The sequence below is a fragment of the Streptomyces carpinensis genome (assembly GCF_002154505.1).
Lineage (GTDB): Bacteria > Actinomycetota > Actinomycetes > Streptomycetales > Streptomycetaceae > Streptomyces > Streptomyces carpinensis.
Genome location: NZ_MUBM01000148.1, coordinates 1 through 15,927 on the forward strand (window position 1 = coordinate 1; position 15,927 = coordinate 15,927).

At 71.6% G+C, this 15,927-nt stretch carries 14 protein-coding genes; 10 read left to right on the top strand and 4 right to left on the bottom strand.

Annotation, left to right across the window (positions count from 1 at the left end):
- Together BZY54_RS19905 and BZY54_RS19910 are read left to right on the top strand one after the other, a co-directional pair.
- A partial coding sequence (locus tag BZY54_RS19905; RefSeq protein ID WP_143668079.1) for an electron transfer flavoprotein subunit alpha/FixB family protein occupies window positions 1-225 on the top strand: 225 nt, incomplete at its 5' end.
- A 199-nt stretch (window positions 226-424) separates the two neighbouring features.
- Window positions 425-1,729 (top strand): DUF6986 family protein, encoded by a 1,305-nt coding sequence (locus BZY54_RS19910; protein ID WP_086726536.1) that lies wholly within the window; start codon window positions 425-427, stop codon window positions 1,727-1,729.
- A 45-nt stretch (window positions 1,730-1,774) separates the two neighbouring features.
- Here BZY54_RS19910 and BZY54_RS19915 read toward each other — a convergent pair whose 3' ends face one another.
- Complete coding sequence (locus BZY54_RS19915; RefSeq protein WP_244217240.1) at window positions 1,775-2,848, bottom strand: LacI family DNA-binding transcriptional regulator; 1,074 nt, start codon at window positions 2,846-2,848, stop codon at window positions 1,775-1,777.
- Between the two features lie 205 nt (window positions 2,849-3,053).
- Here BZY54_RS19915 and BZY54_RS19920 point away from each other — a divergent pair, with 205 nt between their 5' ends.
- The gene (locus BZY54_RS19920) at window positions 3,054-4,007 is read left to right on the top strand and encodes an ROK family protein (protein WP_086726538.1); all 954 of its coding nucleotides are present in this window, start codon (window positions 3,054-3,056) and stop codon (window positions 4,005-4,007) included.
- A 169-nt stretch (window positions 4,008-4,176) separates the two neighbouring features.
- Here the strand turns inward: BZY54_RS19920 and BZY54_RS19925 are convergent, their stop codons facing one another.
- On the bottom strand, window positions 4,177-6,219 hold the full coding sequence (locus BZY54_RS19925) for an NPCBM/NEW2 domain-containing protein (protein ID WP_167414028.1): 2,043 nt from the start codon (window positions 6,217-6,219) through the stop codon (window positions 4,177-4,179).
- A gap of 236 nt (window positions 6,220-6,455) precedes the next feature.
- On the opposite strand from BZY54_RS19925, the gene BZY54_RS19930 reads away from it, so the two are divergent.
- The 7 genes from BZY54_RS19930 (at window position 6,456) to BZY54_RS19960 (ending at window position 14,078) form a co-directional block, all read left to right on the top strand.
- Entirely contained in the window at window positions 6,456-6,650 is a 195-nt protein-coding gene (locus tag BZY54_RS19930; RefSeq protein ID WP_208640703.1) for a hypothetical protein, read from the top strand.
- 141 nt (window positions 6,651-6,791) lie between these two features.
- The gene (locus tag BZY54_RS19935; protein ID WP_086726539.1) at window positions 6,792-7,838 is read left to right on the top strand and encodes an NUDIX hydrolase; all 1,047 of its coding nucleotides are present in this window, start codon (window positions 6,792-6,794) and stop codon (window positions 7,836-7,838) included.
- Window positions 7,839-8,084: 246 nt separating this feature from the next.
- On the top strand, window positions 8,085-9,908 hold the full coding sequence (locus BZY54_RS19940) for an ABC transporter family substrate-binding protein (RefSeq protein ID WP_086726540.1): 1,824 nt from the start codon (window positions 8,085-8,087) through the stop codon (window positions 9,906-9,908).
- Window positions 9,909-9,987: 79 nt separating this feature from the next.
- The gene (locus tag BZY54_RS19945; RefSeq protein WP_086726541.1) at window positions 9,988-10,974 is read left to right on the top strand and encodes an ABC transporter permease; all 987 of its coding nucleotides are present in this window, start codon (window positions 9,988-9,990) and stop codon (window positions 10,972-10,974) included.
- Window positions 10,967-11,887, top strand: a complete 921-nt coding sequence (locus BZY54_RS19950; RefSeq protein ID WP_086726542.1) for an ABC transporter permease — start codon at window positions 10,967-10,969, stop codon at window positions 11,885-11,887. The genes BZY54_RS19945 and BZY54_RS19950 overlap by 8 nt, the downstream gene beginning before the upstream one ends.
- Window positions 11,888-11,904: 17 nt before the next feature.
- On the top strand, window positions 11,905-13,011 hold the full coding sequence (locus BZY54_RS19955; RefSeq protein WP_086726543.1) for an ABC transporter ATP-binding protein: 1,107 nt from the start codon (window positions 11,905-11,907) through the stop codon (window positions 13,009-13,011).
- A complete protein-coding gene (locus BZY54_RS19960; RefSeq protein WP_086726544.1) occupies window positions 13,008-14,078 on the top strand; it encodes an ABC transporter ATP-binding protein in 1,071 nt (356 codons plus the stop codon). The genes BZY54_RS19955 and BZY54_RS19960 overlap by 4 nt, the downstream gene beginning before the upstream one ends.
- Here the strand turns inward: BZY54_RS19960 and BZY54_RS19965 are convergent.
- On the bottom strand, window positions 14,051-15,124 hold the full coding sequence (locus BZY54_RS19965) for a protein kinase domain-containing protein (RefSeq protein WP_086726545.1): 1,074 nt from the start codon (window positions 15,122-15,124) through the stop codon (window positions 14,051-14,053). The two genes, BZY54_RS19960 and BZY54_RS19965, sit on opposite strands and share 28 nt — an antisense overlap.
- Before the next feature lie 10 nt (window positions 15,125-15,134).
- Window positions 15,135-15,851 (bottom strand): MBL fold metallo-hydrolase, encoded by a 717-nt coding sequence (locus BZY54_RS19970; protein ID WP_086726546.1) that lies wholly within the window; start codon window positions 15,849-15,851, stop codon window positions 15,135-15,137.
- Window positions 15,852-15,927: the final 76 nt, after the last annotated feature.

Sequence of the window (15,927 nt, forward strand, 5' to 3'; positions counted from 1 at the left end):
CAGGTCGGCCAGACCGGCAAGTCCGTCTCGCCGCAGCTGTACATCGCCAACGGCATCTCCGGAGCGATCCAGCACCGGGCCGGCATGCAGACCTCCAAGACGATCGTCGCGGTCAACAAGGACCCCGAGGCCCCGATCTTCGACCTGGTCGACTACGGCGTCGTCGGCGACCTGTTCGACGTCGTCCCCCAGCTCACCGAGGAGATCAAGACCCGCAAGGGCTGAGTCCAGTCCGCCGGCTCGGACCCGAGTCACCACGAGGCCCCCGTGACCCCCGCTGGTCACGGGGGCCTCGGCCTGTCCGGTTGTCCTCGGGCCGCCTATGGCTCAGGCTGCGGACAGGTGTTGACCCACGGAAGATCCATGGATAACTTCGCTCTACGGATTGTTGATTCCGCACAGCGGAAAACAGGAGGATGTGGGAATGGGTCAGGGCCAGCAGGAGCAGGTGGCGACGAGCCTCGCGGGCGCCGTCAGCGAGGAGATCAGTGCCTCCCTCGCGCCGGTCGACGCCGAGCTGGAGCGCCGCTACCCGGGCGACCCGGGCACCCGGCAGCCCGTCCACACCGTCTACGTGCCCGGTGACGTCTTCGCCGCCGACACCATCCGCTCCTGGGGCGACCAGGCCCTCGCCGCGCTCGACGAACACGCCCCGGACGCCGCCTCCTTCGCCGAGGTCCTGGGGCTGAGCGACGAACTCGCGGAGCCGGTCTACTCCCGCGTCCGCGCCAAGCTGGAACGCGAGCCGATCGAGGACCTGCGCATCGACTTCGAGGACGGCTACGGGCCCCGCCCCGACGCCGAGGAGGACCAGGCAGCCGCCCGCGCGGCCCGGCTGGTCGCCGAGGCGTACGCGAAGGGCACCGCCGCGCCCTACATGGGCATCCGTATGAAGTGCATGGAGGCCCCGGTGCGCGACCGGGGCATCCGCACCCTGGACGTTTTTCTCACCGGACTGATGGAGGCCGGCGGCCTGCCCGGCGGGCTGGTCCTGACGCTGCCGAAGGTGACGTACCCCGAGCAGGTCACCGCGATGGTGCGGCTCCTGGAGGCCTTCGAGAAGGCTCACGGGCTTCAGCCGGGGCGCCTCGGATTCGAGATCCAGATCGAGACCAGCCAGTCCATCCTCGCCGCCGACGGCACCGCCACCGTCGCCCGCATGATCCAGGCCTCCGAGGGCCGGGCCACGGGCCTGCACTACGGCACCTTCGACTACAGCGCCTGCCTCGGCGTCTCCGCCGCCTACCAGGCCAGCGACCACCCGGCCGCCGACCACGCCAAGGCCGTCATGCAGGTCGCCGCGGCCGGCACGGGGGTGCGGGTCTCGGACGGCTCCACCAACGTCCTGCCGGTCGGCCCGACCGAGAAGGTGCACGACGCCTGGCGGCTCCACTACGCCCTCACCCGCCGCGCCCTGGCCCGCGCCTACTACCAGGGCTGGGACATGCACCCCGGCCACATCCCCACGCGGTACGCGGCCGTGTTCGCCTTCTACCGCGAGGGCTTCGAGCAGGCGGCCGCCCGCCTCTCCCGCTACGTCAACCGCGCAGGCGGCGACGTGATGGACGAGCCCGCCACCGCCAAGGCGCTCAGCGGCTACCTGCTGCGCGGCCTGGACTGCGGCGCCCTCGACGTCGCCGAGGTGGCCCGCCTCACCGGCCTGACCCGGGCCGACCTGGAGGGCTTCGCCGCCCCGCGCCGCGGCGACCTCACGGCCTCCGCCCAGTAGTTCGGGGCGGACGCCGTCCGTGTCGTGCGATACGGCGGCGTCCGCTCAGTCCGAGGGCGGCAGCTCCCCCGAGCCCCGCGTGACCAGCCGGGTCGGCAACTCGATGCGCTCGGGGGTGAGATGAGTGCCGTCCAACTGGCGGAAGAGGCGCTCGGCGGCGGTGCGCCCGAGGGCCGCCGCGTCCTGGGCGACGACCGTGACGCCCGGCTGGAGCAGGTCCGCCAGTTCGATGTCGTCGAAGCCGACGAGGGCGACCTGACGGGACAGCCCGGCCAGGACGCGGATCACCGTGACCGTCACCCGGTTGTTGCCCGCGAAGACGGCGGTGACCGGCTCAGGCCCGGTCAGCATCGCCTCGGCGGCCCGGCGCACCCGCTCCGGATCGGTGACGCCCAGCGACATCCAGGAGTCCGCCACGGCTATACCCGCGTCCTCCATCGCCGCCCGGTAGCCGCGAAGGCGCTCGGCGGCGGTGTGGATCCGGGGCATGTCGCCGATGAAGCCGATCCTGCGGTGGCCGTGCGCGATCAGGTGCGCCACGCCGTCACGGGCGCCGCCGAAGTTGTCCGAGAGCACCACGTCGGCCTCGATGCGCCCCGCCGGGCGGTCCACGAACACGGTCGCCACGCCCGCCCTGATCTCCGGCTCCAGATACCGGTGGTCGTCCCCGGCCGGGATCACCACCAGCCCGTCCACCCGCCGCGCGCACAGCGCCAGCGCCAGCTCCTGCTCGCGGTCCGGGTCCTCCGCGCTGGAGCCGTTGATCAGCAGGGCCCCGTGCGCCCGGGCCACCTCCTCGACCGCGCGGCTGAGCGGCCCGTAGAAGGGGTCGGCGAGGTCCTCCAGGATCAGGCCTATGCTCGCGGTCCGGCCCTTGCGCAGCACTCGTGCGCTGTCGTTGCGGCGGAAGCCGAGCGCCTCGATGGCCTCCTGGACGCGCCGCTCCGTGTCCGGGGTGACTCCGGGCTCGCCGTTGACCACCCGGGAGACGGTCTTCAGGCCCACGCCGGCCCGGGCCGCCACGTCCTTCATCGTCGGACGGTTGCCGTAGCGGGTCCCGGAGGTGCGGTCCCGGAGGCGGTCGGCCGGGCGGTCTGCTCGGGGGGCGGTCTCTGGCACGATGCGGCGTCCTGTCCTGTCGTCCACGGGGGTGGTTGGTTCTCTGACATGCGTATGAGGATGTGGCGTCGAGCATAGAACCTGGACAACGTTGTCATGCGCGCGAGAGACTGTCCATCGCATACTCCGGCCTGCGTTCCCACCGTGAGACCGGGCTGCGCTCACCTCTTGGTTCCTTCATGGTTGACGGGGAGATCTGACTCTGATGCACACCGACCTCGTGGCGGCGCTCGACATCGGCGGCACCAAGATTGCCGGAGCGCTGGTGGACGGCCACGGCAGCATCCTGGTGCGCGCGCAGCGCGCCACGCCCGCGCAGGAGGACGGTGACACCGTGATGCGGGCCGTGGAGGACGTGCTCGGGGATCTGGCCGCGACGCCGCTGTGGAGCAGGGCCACGGCCCTCGGCATCGGCAGCGCGGGCCCGGTGGACGCCTCCGCCGGCACCGTCAGCCCCGTCAACGTGCCGGGCTGGCGCGACTACCCGCTCGTGGAGCGGGCCCGGGCCGCGGCCGGGGGGCTGCCCGTGGAGCTGATCGGTGACGGCGTGGCGATCACGGCGGCCGAACACTGGCAGGGCGCGGCCCGAGGCCACGACAACGCGCTGTGCATGGTGGTGTCCACCGGTGTGGGTGGCGGCCTGGTCCTGGGCGGCCGGCTGCATCCCGGACCGACGGGCAATGCGGGCCACATCGGCCACATCAGCGTCGACCTGGACGGGGATCCGTGCCCGTGCGGCTCGCGCGGCTGTGTGGAGCGCATCGCGAGCGGCCCGAACATCGCCCGCCGGGCGCTCGAGGACGGCTGGCGGCCGGGGCCCGACGGTGACACCTCGGCCGCCGCGGTGGCCGAGGCCGCACGCTCCGGGGACCCGGTGGCGGTGGCCTCCTTCGAACGTGCCGCGCGCGCCCTGGCCGCCGGCGTCGCCGCGACCGCGACGCTCGTCGAGATCGACATCGCGGTGATCGGCGGGGGAGTGGGCAAGGCGGGGGACGTGCTTTTCGCCCCTCTGCGCAAGGCCCTGACCGACTACGCGACCCTCTCCTTCGTCCGGCGCCTGACGGTCGTCCCGGCCCGCATGGGCACGGACGCCGGCCTGGTGGGGGCCGCCGCGGCGGCCCTGGAGGCCCGGGCGAACGCGACGGCCGCCGGCGTCTGACGCCAGGGCGCGGGGCCCCGCCCTCGTCAGGCAGGGCCCCGGCGCCGGTGGAAGTCGCCCGGCGCTGACGGGCGCAGTGGGTGCCGTGCTCCGCGGCCGGGCTCCCGGGCCCGGCCGCTTGCCGCGGAGGCGCCGCCGGCGTCGGCCGAACGGGCCTCCACGTTCCGTTTCAGCAGGTCAGGCGTGCGTCCGCCCAGTCCGCGTGGTCGGAGTCGATGCCGTCACCGCCGTCGGTGACGACGAGCCGGACCACCTGCGCGCCGGTGACGTCCGCCGTGATCGGCTGGGCCGGCATGGCGTTGGTGAGGACACCGGTCGAGGCGGTCTTGGTGCCGTCCGCCCAGATCTCGAAGGCGACGGTGCCCTTGGCGCCCTTCTCGTCGTCCACCCCGACGTCCGCGGTGACCTTGGTGCACGCCCCGCCGGTGTAGTACTCCACGGCGCTCTCGGCATGGACACCGAGTCCCTTGGTGTACACCACGCCGCCGAGGGTGATCGGATGGCCGTCGCCCGCGGCGCTCTCGCCGTTGCTGGTGTCGCGCTCCACGGGACCGTAGCCGTTGGTGGCCGACAGCCAGGGAAGGTCACCGAGGTAGGAGGTACCGGCGGGCGGCGGCACCACCACGGACGCACCGAGCGGCAGTGTGCTGTCGACGCGTTCGCCGGTCGGGGAGTGGTGACTCGCCTTCAGCGTCAGGTCGTACGAGCCCGTGGGCGTGCCGGGCGGCGCCGTGACCGTCCACTCGGTGCGCAGCGCCTCGCCGGTCGGGACGGCGGGGGCGCTGGTCGGCGACTGGGCCCGCACCGTCCAGCCCTCCGGGCCGCTCAGCGACACGGTGACGCGGTTGGCCGGTGTCCGGCCCAGATCGGTCACCGTGGTCGTCAGCGTGGCGGGCTTGCCCGCCTCGATCAATGGACTGCCGCTCAGTCCGAGTTCGACGGCGGGCGGGTACTCGGCCCAGCGTGGGTCCGCGGAGACACGGACGAGGGCGGTGCCGTGGGCCGGGACGGTGGCCGAGATCGTGCCGGCGGTGTTGTAGCTCCGGTGCTGCCACAGGTCGCGCAGCGTGTAGGCGGAGGCGTCGGGCAGGCCCACGGCCTGTGCGGTGGTGGCGATGTGCTGCGGGGTGCCGGTCTCGTTGAACAGGGCCACCGCGCGGCTGCCGTCCTTCATCTCCTTGGCGACCACCCAGCGTCCGCCCCCGGAGGAGACGACGGCGCCCTGCTTGCCCAGCGGGTCCTGGTCGACGGCGATGACCTCCCTGTTGCTCAGGATGTCGAGGGTGGCCGGGGAGGCCTTGCGCAGGTCCGAGCCGATCAGGAGCGGCGCGGCCATGACCGACCACATCGAGAAGTGCGTGCGGTACTCGGTGTCCGTCATGCCGCCGTTGCCGACCTCCAGCATGTCCGGGTCGTTCCAGTGCCCGGGTCCGGCGTACGGGGCGAGCGGCAGGTTCTGCTTGAGGATCGACAGCATCGAGCCCCAGCTGTCGCTGATGTCGCCGGTGGTGCGCCACAGCTGTCCGATGTCCGACGCCCACTCCCAGGGCTTGTTCTGCCCCCACTCGCAGATGCTGTAGACGATGGGCCGGCCGGTCGCCTTCAGGGCGTCCCTCATGGTGGTGTAGCGCTGCCTGGCGTCCACGCCCTGGTTGTTGCAGTTGTCGTACTTGAGGTAGTCGACGCCCCAGTCGGCGAACTGCCGGGCGTCGCTGTACTCGTGACCGAGCGCGCCCGGGAAGCCCGCGCTGTTGCAGGTCTTGGTGCCCGCGCTGGTGTAGATGCCGAGCTTGAGCCCCTTGGCGTGGACGTAGTCGGCGACCGCCTTGATGCCGTGGGGGAAGCGGACCGGGTCCGGGACGAGCAGGCCGTTCGCGTCGCGGGCGGGCAGGGCCCAGCAGTCGTCGAGGTTGACGTACTGGTATCCGGCGTCCTTCAGGCCCTTGTCGACGAAGAGGTCGGCGATGCCCTTGACCATGGACTCGTTGAACTCGGCACGGCAGTGCGTGGAGTTCCAGTTGTTGAAGCCCATCGGCGGGGTCATGGCGAGCCCGTCGGCCGGGGTGGGCGTCACCTCCTCCTGCCCGGGCGTGGCGTTGCCGTGGACGGGGGCCGCGACGGCGGGTGCGGCCAGTCCGGCCGTGCCCAGCAGCCCTGCGGTGAGTGCGCCGAGCACTCTTCGACGGATGGTGCGCGTGTGCGGGTGGCGCATCGGGGGCGTTCCTCCGAACTCGCGAAGACGGGATGGCCGATGACGCGTCATGTCCGCGTCATCACTGCGCGTTCACGGTAGAAGCTGTGGGACTCTGTTGGAAGAGGTCCTACCGGCCTGTTCGAAACCGTTCGACCGCAGCGTCTCCGGGCAGAACGCCGCCGCGTCCGGTGGGTGGAAGGCCGTGGCGTGTGCGGGCGCGTGACCTCCGCCGGGTCGGCGCAGTTGAACCGGCCATGAAGAAGCGCAGCATGCTCGCCCTCGCGTCCCTCGCCACCGGCTTCGTCGTGGCCGCCGTCACCCCCTCGCACGCGGCCGACCGCGACGCGCTCGGTGATCTGAACGTCAAGGACACCGTGGGTACGGTGGACCACCTGGTCAGCCAGGACAGCCTGGACCTGGACCACGGCGCCCTGGGGCAGAACGGCTGAGACCGGCTCGGCACGCGCGGCGCCGGCGCCCCCGCCGTGGGGGCGCCGGCGCCGTGACGCGTCCACGCCCTCAACTGGGGCTGGTTTCCGTGGCAGGGTGAAGCGGGCAAGCCACAGGGGGCCAACAGAAGAGGGGGACCCGTGATCGTCTGGATCAACGGCTCGTTCGGTGCGGGGAAGACCACGACCGCGCGGGAACTGATCGACCTGATCCCGAACAGCACGCTCTTCGACCCCGAGGTCATCGGCGGCGTGCTCACGCACCACCTCCTGCCGCCCAAACACCTCGCCGAGGTCGGCGACTTCCAGGACCTGCCGATCTGGCGCCGGCTGGTGATCGACACGGCGGCGGCGATGCTCGCCGAACTCGGCGGCACCCTCGTGGTCCCCATGACCCTGCTGCGTCAGGAGCACCGCGACGAGGTCTTCGGCGGTCTCGCCGCCCGTCGGATCAGCGTCCGGCACGTTCTCCTCGCCCCGGCGGAAACGATCCTGCGGGAGCGGATAGCCGGCCGAGAGGTCCCGTCCGACCTGCCCGACGGCGAGATGCGGGTGCGCCAGTGGGCCTACGACCACATCGAGTCCTACCGCGCCGCCCTCGCCTCCTGGCTCGCCGCCGACGCCCACCTCGTCGACACCAGTGCCCTCACCCCGCACGAGACGGCCGTCCGCATCGCCGAGGCCGTCGGCAGCGGCGCCGCGCCCGCCTGCGACATCGTGCAGACCCCCGAGCCCACCGGGGAGACCGTCGCCTCCGGTGTGCTCCTCTTCGACGAGCAGGACCGGGTGCTGCTCGTCGACCCCACCTACAAGCCCGGCTGGGAGTTCCCCGGCGGTGTCGTCGAACCCGGCGAGGCCCCGGCCCGCGCGGGGATGCGCGAGGTCGCCGAGGAGATCGGGCTGCGGCTGGACGAGGTGCCCCGGCTGCTCGTCGTCGACTGGGAACGGCCGGCGCCCCCCGCGTTCGGCGGTCTGCGCCTGCTGTTCGACGGTGGACGGCTGGACTCCGCGGCGGCCGGCGGTCTGCTGCTGCCCGGACCCGAGCTGCGCGACTGCCGGTTCGTCACCGAGCAGGAGGCCGCGAGGCTGCTGCCGCCCATCCGCTACGAACGGCTGCGCTGGGCGCTGCGGGCCCGCGAGCGAGGCGCGGCGGTGTATCTGGAGGCGGGCGTACCGGTCGGCGGCTGACGCGTCGTAACTTCCTTGCGCCCAGGTGACGTTGGCTGAAATCGCACGCCGCCGACCCCGCCACCAGGCGACTTTGCCCGGCGTGGAGGGTTCCGAGGGAAAAGCGAGTCTGAATCGTCGCCGTCCCGGTATGAACGCGGAACTGAAGAAAGTTCACAAGAGTTCTACCGTCAGTGCGCAGCTCAGTTCTCCCACGGCCACCGGCCGGCGTGTGCGGCCGGTTCTTCCGCCTGTCGAAGGAGGGACATGCGCGTGCAACGATCGGCCCTCACAAGGGGACTCACGCTCGCCGCCGGGCTCACTCTGGTACTGGCCGCCTGCAGCAGTGGTGGCGGGAGCGGCGGCTCCGGCAACGGCAAGGGCGACTCCGCCGGCCTCGCCTCCTGCGGTACCCAGGGCAAGGCCAACACCTGCAACTCCGGCGCCACCAAGGCCGGCGGAACGTTCACCTACACGCTGGAGAAGAACATCCAGCAGTGGAACGTCCAGGACGCCAACGGCAACACCTTCGAGAACGGCGAGGCCCTGGGCGTCGTGCTGCCCGAGGTCTTCGTCCCGAAGCCCGACTTCTCCGTCACCCTCAACACCGACCTGGTGACCTCCGTGACCCAGACGAGCACCAGCCCGCAGACCCTCGTCTACAAGATCGACCCCAAGGCGTCCTGGAACGACGGCACCCCCATCACCGCGGACGACTTCGTCTACTACTGGCGCACCAACGACGGCAAGGACTGCCCGCCGCCGCCCGCGAGCGACGCCAGCCAGACCAAGGGCTGTCTGCCGCAGAGCACGGCCGGCTACGACCGGATCAAGTCCGTCACCGGCTCCGACGGCGGCAAGACGGTCACCGTCGTGATGGCCAAGCCCTTCTCCGACTGGAAGCAGCTGTTCGGCGCCGGCTATCCGCTGTACCCGGCGCACGTCGCCGAGAAGCTCTCCGGTGCCAAGGCGGGCGACGCGGCGCACATGACGGCCGCCCAGATGACCCAGGCCTGGCAGTACTTCCAGAAGACCCCGCCGTCCAAGTACGCCACGGCCGGGCCCTACAAGATGCAGGACTGGACGGACAACGACCACGCCACCTTCGTGCCCGACCCCAAGTGGTGGGGGAAGACCAAGCCGTCCCTCGACCGCCTGATCTTCAAGGTCATCACGGACGCCACGCAGGAGCCCACCGCCCTGCGCAACAACGAGGTCCAGGGCATCTACCCGCAGCCCGAGGTCGACCTGGTCAACCAGATCAAGTCCATCCCCAAGGTGACCTACACCATCGGAAACGGCCTGAACTGGGAGCACTTCGACCTCAACCTGCACAACCCGGTGATCGGCAAGTACAAGCCGCTGCGCCAGGCGATGTTCACCGCCATCAACATCAAGGACATCGTGTCCAAGACGGTCGGCCAGTTCGACCCGAAGGTGAAGCAACTCGGCAGCCACAACTATGTTCCGGGCCAGGCGGGCTACCAGGACCTGGTCGCCGGCACGGGCCAGGGCTCGGGCGACCTGGCCAAGGCGAAGAAGTACCTCACCGACGCGAAGTTCACCGGAGTCGGTACGGCCCTGAAGACACCCGACGGCAAGGCGGTCGGCCCCTTCAACTGCCGTTACACCACGGGCAACCAGATCCGGCAGAGCGAGTGCCAGATCCTGCAGAGCAACCTGGCCTCCCTCGGCATCAAGGTGACCATCAAGCCGATCGGCGCCGCCGACCTCGGCACGGTCCTGGTGGGGCACCAGTACGACATCATCGTCTTCGCCTGGGTCGCCTCGCCGTTCCCCAGCGCCAACGCCCAGCAGAACTGGGTGACGGGCGGCGGCGGCAACTACGGCGGCTACAGCAACAAGACGGTCGACCAGCTGGTCACCCAGGCCGTCGGCGAGACCGACCAGAGCAAGGCCGCCTCGCTGCTGAACCAGGCCGACAAGATCATGGTGGACGACGCCTACGTCCTGCCGCTGTACCAGAAGCCGACCTTCCTCGCGGTGCAGACGCGGTTCGTGAACATGCGGGACAACGCCACCAACGTGGGCCCGCCGTACAACACCGCCGAGTGGGGCCTGAAGAAGTAGGCCCGGCAGCACCCTCGCGCACACGCCCGGCCCCGGCGACCCCGGGGCCGGGACCAGCCCCTGTCCGAGAGAAGGCCGCATGCTCGCCTACACCGTGCGCCGCATCCTTGTCTCCGTCCCGGTCCTGATCGTGTCGACGTTCGTCGTCTTCCTGGTCGTCATCAACTCCGGTGACCCGGTGGCCAACTTCGCCACCTCCCGGCAGCCCGCGCCCAGCAAGGCCGCCGTCGCCGCCTTCGCCCGGCACATCCACGCCGACCAGCCGGCCGTCGAGCGCTACTGGAACTGGATCACCGGCGTCCTGCACGGCGACTTCGGTCCGTCCGTGCAGACCAACCTGAACATCGGGCACGACCTGTTCACCCGCTTCCGCGTCACCGTCACGCTGGTCGCCGCCTCCATCGTCATCGCGCTGATCATGGCCGTGATCTTCGGTGTGTTCAGCGCGATCCGCCAGTACAGCGTCGCCGACTACGTCATCACCTTCCTCGGCTTCCTCTTCCTCGCCATGCCGGTGTTCTGGTTCGCCGTGCTGCTCAAGCAGGCCGGCATCTGGTTCAACCAGCAGACCGGCAGCCAGTTCCTCGGCACCATCGGCGAGAAGTCGCCGTACCTCGACGTGGACACCACCTGGAACGAGTTCACCGACCACATCGGCCATCTCGTCCTGCCCACCATCACGCTCGCCCTGGTCTCCTTCGCCTCCTGGACCCGCTACACCCGCGCCTCCATGCTGGAGGTGCTGAACAGCGACTACATACGGCTGGCCAGGGCCAAGGGGCTGCGGCGCGGCAAGGTCCTGGTGCGGCACGCCCTGCGCACCGCGCTCATCCCGCTCACCACCGTCACGGCGCTCGACATCGCGATCGTCCTGGGCGGCGCCGTGATCACCGAGACGATCTTCCAGTGGCACGGCATGGGCGAGATGCTCGTCCAGTCGGCGCAGACCGTGGACGTCTACCGGACCATGGCCTGGCTGCTGCTGTCCGCCGTCGTCGTCATCGGGTTCAACCTCGTCGCCGATCTCCTCTACGCCGTACTCGACCCGAGGATCCGCTATGACTGACATCGAGGCCCCCGGGTCCGCCGGCACCGGGCTGCCGCGCGCCGACCACGAGTTCACCGTCCGGCACCGCACCCAGACCCAGTTGGTGCTGCGCCGCTTCGTGCGCCACCGGGCCGCCATGGTCAGCCTCGTCGTGTTCGTGCTGATCGTGCTGTGGGCGTTCATCGGCCCGCACCTGTGGCACTACTCGTACCAGAAGTACACCGCCGACAACTCCCAGGCGCCGTCGTGGAAGCACCCGTTCGGCACCAACGCCTCCGGCTACGACGCCTACGCCCAGGTCATGCGCGGCACCCAGACCTCCCTGGAGGTCGCCATCCTGATCGCGCTCGGCTCCACCGTGGTGGGCGCGGTCTGGGGCGCGGTCGCGGGCTTCTACCGGGGCGTCGTCGACGCGGTGATGATGCGCATCGCCGATCTGGTGCTGACCCTGCCGTTGTTCGCGATCGCGCTGGTCATCTCCTCCCGCAGCGGCGGCGCCTGGTACTGGATCGCCGTCGTCATCGCCGGACTGACCTGGGCGTACGTGTCCCGCGTGGTCCGCTCCGCCGTGCTCTCGCTGCGCGAGAAGGAGTTCGTGGAGGCGGCCCGCGCGCTGGGCGCCTCGGACGCGTGGATCATCTTCCGGCACCTGCTGCCGAACGCGCTCGGGCCGATCATCGTCAACGCGACCGTGCTGGTGGCCACCGGCATCCTGACCGAGACCGCCCTGTCCTTCGTGGGGTTCGGCGTCCAGCCGCCCGACACCTCGCTAGGACTGCTCGTCTCCCAGGCGCAGACGGCCGTGGACACCCGGCCCTGGCTCTTCTACATCCCCGGCTTCTTCATCATCGCCATCGCCCTGACCATCAACTTCATCGGTGACGGGCTGCGCGACGCCTTCGACCCCCGGCAGCAAAGGGTGCGCCAGTGACGAGTACGAGTCATGGAGTGCGGGAGGTCCCGGTGACGGACTCCGTACTCGAAGTCCACGACCTGAACGTGGAGTTCCCCACGGAGGACGGGACCGTACGGGCCGTGCGCGGCGTCGGCTACCGGCTGGAGCGCGGCGAGTCGCTGGGCATCGTCGGCGAGTCCGGGTCGGGCAAGTCGGTCACCGCGCTGGCCGTGATGGGGTTGCTGCCCGGCACCGCCCGGGTGCGCGGCTCGGTGCGGTTCGAGGGCACCGAGCTGCTCGGGCTGTCCGACGCCCGGCTGTCGGACCTGCGCGGCAGCGGCGTCGCGATGATCTTCCAGGACCCGATGACCTCGCTGAACCCGGTCTACTCCGTCGGCTACCAGATCAGTGAGACGCTGCTGCGGCACAACCCCGGGATGAGGAGCCGCGCCGCCCGCGCGCGGGCCGTCGAGCTGCTGGGCACCGTCGGCATCCCGAGCCCCGAGCGGCGCGTGGACAACTATCCGCACGAGTTGTCCGGAGGGATGCGCCAGCGCGTGGTCATCGCGATCGCCATGGCCAACGACCCGGACGTGATCATCGCCGACGAGCCGACCACCGCCCTCGACGTCACGGTGCAGGCGCAGATCCTGGAGGCCCTGGAGACCGCCCGCGCCGAGACGGGTGCCGCTCTCGTGCTGATCACCCACGACCTGGGCGTGGTCGCCGGACACACCGACCGGGTCGCCGTGATGTACGCCGGCCGGATCGTGGAGACCGGATCGGTCGAGGACATCTTCTACACCCCGCGGATGCCCTACACCCTCGGCCTGCTCGGCTCCCTGCCCCGCCTGGACCGAGAGGAGGAACGTCTCACCCCGATCACCGGCTCCCCGCCCTCCCTGCTGAACCTGCCGCCCGGCTGCCCCTTCGCACCCCGCTGCCCGCTGCGCCGCGAGACCTGCGACCGCACGGAACCCCCACTGCGCCCGGCCGGACACGCCGCGCACCTCAGCGCCTGCCACTTCGCCGACGAACTCGTCGGCACCGGGGCCGGGGAGGTCTTCGACACGGCCGGCGCCGACACCGAGGCGCTGGCCCGCTTCGCCGACACGGCGGCCCAGGCACCGTCGACGCACGCCGAGGAGGACCCCGCATGAGCGCACCCACCGAGGCGGCCGCGTCGCTGCCGCCGCTGCCCGGCCACGGCGGGAGGGGTGAACCCGTCCTCCAGGTCCGCGACCTCGTCAAGCACTTCCCGGTCATGTCCCGCGGGGTCGTCCGCCGCCGGGTGGGCGACGTGCACGCCGTGTGCGGGGTCTCCTTCGACCTGTACGAGAACGAGACCCTGGGCCTGGTGGGCGAGTCCGGCTCGGGCAAGACCACCGTCTCCCGCACCATCCTGAACCTGGAGACCGCCACCTCCGGCCGGGTCCGCTACCGGGGGCACGAGCTGACCGAGCTGAGCCGGCGCCGGATGCGTCCGCTGCGGCGCGAACTGCAGATCGTCTTCCAGGACCCGTACGCCTCCCTCGATCCGCGGATCTCCGTGCACGACATCGTGGCCGAGCCGCTGCGCATCCACGGCCGCTACGGGCCCGAGGCCGCCGGCGAGGTGCGCGAACTGCTCCGGCTGGTCGGCCTCAACCCCGAGCACGCCAACCGCTTCGCCCACGAGTTCTCCGGCGGGCAGCGCCAGCGCATCGGCATCGCCCGGGCGCTGGCCCTGCGCCCGAAAGTGGTGGTGCTCGACGAGCCGGTCTCGGCGCTGGACGTGTCGATCCAGGCCGGCGTCCTCAACCTGCTGATGGACCTGCAGGGCGAACTCGGGTTGTCCTTCCTGTTCGTGGCACACGACCTGTCCGTGATGCGCCACGTCGCCCGCCGGGTGGCGGTGATGTACCTGGGCCGCCTGGTGGAGGTCGCCCCGGCCGCCACGCTCTTCGCCCGCCCCGCGCACCCGTACACCCAGGCGCTGGTCTCGGCGATCCCGCTGCCGGACCCGCGCAAGGAACGGGCCCGCCGGCGGATCGTGGTGCAGGGGGACGTGCCGAGCCCGGTCCGCCCGCCCAGCGGCTGCCGCTTCCGCACCCGCTGCCCGAAGTTCGCCCACCAGTTGACCGACGCCGAACGCACCGCGTGCGTCGAGCAGGTGCCCGAGCTGGCCGACCGGGGCGGCGGGCACCCGGTGGCCTGCCACTACGCGGAGAGCGTGGCACTGCTGTAGGCGCGGCGCAGCTCGTCGTGCGGGTAGGGGGTGAGGCGGCTGTCCCGGCGCAGCCGGTCATGGAAGTCGTTCATCCGGGCGGCGAGCGGCGCGTGGCGGGTCAGGATCGCGGCGGCGGCCGGCGGGACGGCGCCGTCGGGCCGCGCGCCCTCCGCCAGGGCGCGGACGAGGGCGCGGCGCTCGCGGAGGTCATGTCCCCCGATCGCGGTCACCAGCCAGTTCACCAGGTAGGTGGCGGCATAGGCGCCGTCGTAGCCGCGGTGGCGGTCGAGGAAGTCACACTCGTCGGGGGCGAGCCGGAAACCGGAGGCGAGGGACAGACCGAAGTCCGTGAGGTAGAGCCGTCGTCCGTCGGTGAGGATGTTGCCGAAGTGGGCGTCGCAGTGCAGCAGCCCGTGCTCGTGCAGGAAGCGCGTCGCGGCACCCAGTTGCCGCGCGACGAGTCGGCAGGCGGCGTCCGCCCGGTCCGTGCGGAGCCGGCGGCCCAACCAGTCGTGCAGGGTGTGCGGGACGTACTCCAGGAACAGAGTGAGGCAGGCGGTGGCCGTGCGCAGGCCCTCGATGCGAGCGCGTACCCGCGCGCCGTCGCCGTCGCCCTTCCAGTAGTCGACGGCCCGGTCCACGTCGGCGAGTTCGTCCGGCAGCGGCTGGGGGGAGGACGGCAGCACTCGCCAGTGGTGCAGCAGGGGGAAGCCGGGGAAGCGGCCCGCCAGCACCCAGTCCGTCGTCATCGTGTGCACGGCCAGCTCGCGCCAGGCGCCGAAGCCGGGGCTGCCGAGGGCCCCGACGCCGTAGTGCAGGTGCGGCGGCAGGGCGAAGACGTCGGCCGTGGAGCGGACGTGCCGCGGCAGCCGCTCCAGGTCGGTCAGCGGCACTCGCTTGACGAAGACCCGTCCGCCGTCCGCCTCCAGCAGGAGGGACCGTCCTCCGATGCCCGTGCCGGCGGGCCGGGCCGACGCCAGGAGATCCGCGAGGTCCCGGTCGTCCAGGGTCGCGAGCGCGGCGGCGATGCCGGTGTGGGCGGCGATGCGTTCCGCGAGAGCCATGGCCCCATCCTCAGCCGGAGGCCCGGTGTCCGTCCGCCGATTTCCGAAGTGCCTCCCCGGCCCGTACGGCCACCGGATCGCCGTGCCCGAAGCAGGCCACGTCCACGTCCAGGGTGGCCAGACGCCGGAAGGAGGCGATCGCCAGGGCCCGGTCGAGGTTGAACACGCCCAGCACGACCGCGCCGTCCACCGGCGAGGCGGCGACCGCGTCCCCGGTGAAGAGCACACCGTGGCGCGGGAGATGGAGGGCGATGCTGCCGTGCGTGTGGCCGGGGGCGTGGACGACGCGGGCGCCGCCGCCGAAGTCGAGCACATCGCCGTCGGTCACTTCCGTGACCTCGCGCGGCCGGACCGGCTCACCCCGGGGCAGGTGCTTGGCGGCCTCGGCGTGGATCGGGCGCTCCCAGTCCTCGAAGACCGGCGACGGGCCCGGCAGTTCGCCCCGGACGAACGGCGCGTCCAGGCGGTGGGCCAGCACCGCCGCCCCGGTCGTCCCGGCCACCTCCCCGGCACCCCCCGCGTGGTCCTCGTGGAAGTGGGTGAGCACGATCCGCCGTACGTCCGCGGGGTCCCGCCCGAGGGACCTGATCGCCTCGGCGATCGGCGCGCCGGCGCCCTTCGCCCCGGCGTCGACGAGGGTCAGCTCGTCACCGTCGCGCCAGAGGTAGGCCTGGCCCACGGGGAAGCGCAGCAGGTGGAGCCGGGGAAGGATCTCTACGACGTCCATGGCACGACCCTAGGGAGGGCCCCCGCCCGGGGCGAGGGCCCTCTGCTGTCGGCAGAGCGGAGCGTGGCCCGGTCGG

What these genes read in the sequence shown, in the direction of transcription:
- BZY54_RS19910 (WP_086726536.1), top strand. Translation starts at nt 425, where the DNA reads ATGGGTCAGGGCCAGCAGGAGCAGGTGGCGACGAGCCTCGCGGGCGCC.
- BZY54_RS19920 (WP_086726538.1), top strand. Translation starts at nt 3,054, where the DNA reads ATGCACACCGACCTCGTGGCGGCGCTCGACATCGGCGGCACCAAGATT.
- BZY54_RS19925 (WP_167414028.1), bottom strand. Translation starts at nt 6,219, where the DNA reads ATGCGCCACCCGCACACGCGCACCATCCGTCGAAGAGTGCTCGGCGCA.
- BZY54_RS19930 (WP_208640703.1), top strand. Translation starts at nt 6,456, where the DNA reads ATGAAGAAGCGCAGCATGCTCGCCCTCGCGTCCCTCGCCACCGGCTTC.
- BZY54_RS19940 (WP_086726540.1), top strand. Translation starts at nt 8,085, where the DNA reads ATGCGCGTGCAACGATCGGCCCTCACAAGGGGACTCACGCTCGCCGCC.
- BZY54_RS19945 (WP_086726541.1), top strand. Translation starts at nt 9,988, where the DNA reads ATGCTCGCCTACACCGTGCGCCGCATCCTTGTCTCCGTCCCGGTCCTG.
- BZY54_RS19950 (WP_086726542.1), top strand. Translation starts at nt 10,967, where the DNA reads ATGACTGACATCGAGGCCCCCGGGTCCGCCGGCACCGGGCTGCCGCGC.
- BZY54_RS19960 (WP_086726544.1), top strand. Translation starts at nt 13,008, where the DNA reads ATGAGCGCACCCACCGAGGCGGCCGCGTCGCTGCCGCCGCTGCCCGGC.
- BZY54_RS19965 (WP_086726545.1), bottom strand. Translation starts at nt 15,124, where the DNA reads ATGGCTCTCGCGGAACGCATCGCCGCCCACACCGGCATCGCCGCCGCG.
- BZY54_RS19970 (WP_086726546.1), bottom strand. Translation starts at nt 15,851, where the DNA reads ATGGACGTCGTAGAGATCCTTCCCCGGCTCCACCTGCTGCGCTTCCCC.